This is a genomic window from Streptomyces sp. C, assembly GCF_000158895.1.
Classification (GTDB): Bacteria; Actinomycetota; Actinomycetes; order Streptomycetales; family Streptomycetaceae; genus Streptomyces; species Streptomyces racemochromogenes.
Genome location: NZ_GG657750.1, coordinates 7,298,671 through 7,301,014, shown reverse-complemented (window position 1 = coordinate 7,301,014; position 2,344 = coordinate 7,298,671). Strand labels below are relative to the sequence as shown.

At 76.9% G+C, this 2,344-nt stretch carries 2 protein-coding genes and 1 pseudogene; all 3 read left to right on the top strand.

Annotation, left to right across the window (positions count from 1 at the left end; all coding sequences use genetic code 11):
• Positions 1-124 precede the first annotated feature (124 nt).
• Complete coding sequence (locus SSNG_RS32460; RefSeq protein ID WP_007268179.1) at positions 125-754, top strand: ankyrin repeat domain-containing protein; 630 nt, start codon at positions 125-127, stop codon at positions 752-754.
• Positions 755-812: 58 nt separating this feature from the next.
• The gene (locus tag SSNG_RS32455; RefSeq protein WP_241695282.1) at positions 813-1,865 is read left to right on the top strand and encodes a YncE family protein; all 1,053 of its coding nucleotides are present in this window, start codon (positions 813-815) and stop codon (positions 1,863-1,865) included.
• A gap of 244 nt (positions 1,866-2,109) precedes the next feature.
• Positions 2,110-2,344 (top strand): annotated as a pseudogene (locus SSNG_RS42625) (hypothetical protein); the annotation flags it as partial.

Here is a 2,344-nt window from a genome sequence, read left to right as displayed (position 1 = left end):
TTAGCGGACGCCCCGGCCGGGGGCGGATCGGCCGATCGAATGACGGGCGGGTCCGCCGGGCGGCCGGTACGGGAGGGACGGCGGGCGGACCGCCCGCCGTGGCGGGCCGGGCCACGATGGGGGCATGAACCCGCACGACCGACTGCTGCTCGATGCAGCCAGGGCCGGCGACACCGACGCGGTGCGCGCCGCGCTCGCCGCCGGCGCCGCCCCGGAGGCCCGCGACGAGGAGCTCCGCACACCGCTGTTGCTGGCGGTCCTCGGCGACCACCTCCAGGTGGCCGAGGTCCTGGTGGCCGCCGGCGCCGACCCGAACGCCCCCGACTCCCGCGCGGACAGCCCCTGGCTGGTGACGGGCGTCACCGGAAGCGTCCGCATGATGCGGGCCCTGCTCCCGGCCGGGCCCGACCTGACGCAGCGCAACCGGTTCGGCGGCATCTCCCTCATCCCGGCCGCCGAACGCGGGCACGTCGGATACGTACGGGCCGTGCTGGCGGAGACGGGCATCCGTGTCGACCACGTCAACCGGCTCGGCTGGACCGCCCTGCTGGAGGCGGTGATCCTCGGCGACGGCGGCTTCCGCCACGAGGAGGTCGTCCGGCTGCTGCTCGCCGCAGGAGCCGACCCGTGGCTCGCCGACTCCAAGGGCGTGACGGCGTACGAGCACGCGGTGCGGCGCGGCTTCGACGGCCTGGCCCGGCTCCTCCGGGCGGCGCAGGACCGGTCCGGCGACGACGGCCGGAGCGCGCGGTGAGCCGCCGGGCCCGTGCCCGGGGTTTTGCTCGTTTTTCCTCCCGGCCGTCCTCGCTCTGCTGGGCGGCTGCACCACGTCGGCCGGGGCGGATGCCGCCGCCCCGCCCGCCCCGAGCGGGACCCCCCTGCCGGCCGGACTCCCCACCCCCGAAGGGACGCTGCTCGTCGCCGACTTCGGCGCCGACACCGTCACCTTCGTCGACCCGCGGCGCGGCCCGGTCGGGTCCGTGGCCGTGGGCACCGCGCCGTACGGGCTGGCCGTCGGCCCGGACGGGCTCGCCTGGGTGGCGACCGCCGAGGGCGTGGCGGTGGTCGACACCCGCGCCCGCACCCGTGTGGCCGGGATCCCGTACACGACCGGTACGGGCCCGGTCGGCACCGGCGAGTACCGGGGCGGCGGCATGGGCATCGCGCTCGCGCCGGACGGCTCGCGCGTCTACGTGGGGGTCAACGTCCCCGGCGGCCGGGGCGTCCTGGAAGTGATCGACACCGCCGCGCGCGAGGTCACGGCGACGGTGCCGGTGGGCTGCCGGCCCTTCGACGTGGACGTCGCGCGTGACGGCGGCGAGGTGTACGTGACCGGCCACGACTCCTTCGACGTCACGGTCGTGGCGGCGGACACCCTCGCGGCACGCCGCATCGAGGTCGCCCCGTACGGCACCGAGGGCGGGCTCGCGTCCTGGCTCAAGCCGCACTACGCGGTCGTACGCCCCGGTGACGGCCGGCTGCTGCTGCCGTTCGAAGGGGAGCGACTCGCCGTGGTGGACCCGCGCAGCGGCGCGGTCGCGGTGGAGCCGATGACGGCCGACACCCACCAGCACGGGACAGCCCTCACCGCCGACGGCCGGCTCCTCGTCGTCGGCACCGGCGCGGTGGAGGAGGGCGAGGGCCCGTCGCTGACCGTGCGCTCGCCGGGCGGCGAGGAGCGCGTCCACCCGCTGGACGGCCCGCACGAGGACGTCGCGGTGTCGCGCGACGGCCGGACGGCATACGTCACCGGCGGCTACACGCGGGACGGCTACTGGAACGGGCTGACCGTCGTCGACCTCGCCGACGGCACCACCCGGCGCCTCCCGGCCGGCAACCGCCCCCTGGGCATCGCCGTCCTGTAGGAGCACGGCCCGGACACGTAGGGAGGCCGCCACGGGACGATCGGACTGTGCGGACCCGGTTCGGTGCCGGCCCGGCACAGGGCACGCTCGCCCTGGGCGCCGTCGAGCGGCCGGCAGCAGGCGAGGAGCGGGCGGCGCGCTCGCTCCAAGGTCATCCCGTGGCGGGCTTCTGCCGGGTCCGGGTCATGCCCCCTGTAGGCGCGTCGTGGCCGGCGCGGGCCGCCGGTCCCGCTGGCGCCTGGGCATGCCGCCGCCGGGGACGATCTACCACGTCGACCACTCGGACCACCCGGAACTCGGCGGGCCCGAGTTCCGGGCCTTCGTCGCGCTGATCCGGATGCGCTCCATCGGCGTTTACGGCGACCCGGGCCCCTCGGTGCTGGACCTCCTACACGCCAAGGCCGCCCTCCTCGGCGACGGCACGGTCACGGCCCACATCCCGCTGACGGCCGCTGCCCCTGCCGGACGGCTGAGCCCGA